This window comes from Blastococcus sp. TF02-8, from assembly GCF_003319175.1.
In the GTDB taxonomy this organism is placed as follows: Bacteria; Actinomycetota; Actinomycetes; order Mycobacteriales; family Geodermatophilaceae; genus Blastococcus.
The window spans coordinates 1-1,279 of sequence record NZ_QOHK01000019.1 but is presented as its reverse complement, the minus strand read 5'-3'; the positions used below and the strand labels follow the sequence as shown (position 1 = coordinate 1,279).

The 1,279-nt window shown below is 72.5% G+C and carries 1 protein-coding gene; it reads right to left on the bottom strand.

The window, feature by feature from the left end:
- Window positions 1–7: 7 nt before the first annotated feature.
- A complete protein-coding gene (locus DQ237_RS19285; protein ID WP_113801768.1) occupies window positions 8–1,252 on the bottom strand; it encodes an HNH endonuclease signature motif containing protein in 1,245 nt (414 codons plus the stop codon).
- Window positions 1,253–1,279 lie beyond the last annotated feature (27 nt).

The following is a 1,279-nucleotide window of genomic DNA, read 5'->3' as shown; positions in this document are numbered from 1 at the left end:
GGCTCGTTCAGCCGGCGCGGGTGGTGACCGGTTCGGTGGTGATCCGTGGGAGGACGTGGATCTCGGTGCCGTCGGGCCGGTAGGTGTGCCATCGGCCGCGGGTGTCGCGCTCGATGGAGAACCCGTGGTGGACCTTGGTGTGGTGCCGCTCGCACAGGAGTGCTGAGTTGCCGAGTGAGGTGTCTCCACCGTCGGCCCAGTGGATGACGTGGTGGACGTCGCACCAGTGGGTGGGGGCGTCGCAGCCAGTGAAGATGCAGTGCCCGTCGCGGGCCTCGACCGCCCGGCGGAGGTGGTGCGGAACCACGCGGTGGGAGCGGCCGAGGTCCAGCGGTTGGCCTTCGGGGCCGATGACGATGCGGGTCACGTTGCCGTCGCAGGCCAGCCAGCGGGCCCGGGCAGCGGAGATGGTGGCGCCGAACCCGAGCGTGGCCGCACCGGGGCCGGCCGCGGGATCGATGAGGTCCTCGATCGGGACCGTGACGATGGCGTGCGGCTTCTGGGTGCGCAGGACCGGCAGGCTGCCGGCGGCGAGGGCGTTGTCGCACAGCTGGACCAGGGCGTCGGCGGACTGCTGGGCGCGGGTGCGGGTGTCCCCGGCGGGGCGGGAGGCCTGCAGGATGGACTCGATCGCGGCCTGGAACTTCTCCCCACCCACGGCGTCCAGCTCGCCTCGGGAGGACAGCGAGCCGTCGGCGTGCGTGGCCCAGGTCAGCGACCGCTGCTCGGTGGGGTCCGGTTCGGTTCCGTCGGGGTCCAGGCGGTCCAGGTAGTGGTGCACGATCCGGCGCAGGTCCTGATGCGAGCGGGTGGTCGCGGCCTCGGTCAGCAACTGATCGATCTCGGCCAGCTCCACACCGGCATCCTGCGCCGCGGCCAGGTGCTTGGCGTCGGTGATCGGCGCGATCACCGAGACCGCCTCCGCGGTCACCGAACCGGCGGCGAACGCCGCCGCCACCGCCGGCAGGTGCTCCAGCGCCCGGCCGGTGCGCACCAGCGAGGACGCGGCACGGGCGGAGAACCGGGCGTGCCCACGCAGCCAGGACTGCATCGAGGCCTTGCCATCGACCTCGGCGGCATCGGCCAGCTCGCACTGCCGCGTGGTCCGGGCCAGCTCCGCGTTCAATCGGTTGACCGCGACGACCAGCTCCGCCTGCCGCTCCAGCAGCGCCGGCCCGAACGACCCGTCCAGCCGCTCGGCCGACAGCTCGTCCAGAGCCGCCTCCAGAGCCACCGAACCAGTCGAACGCATGTACGAATCCTAGCCGATCCGACCGAC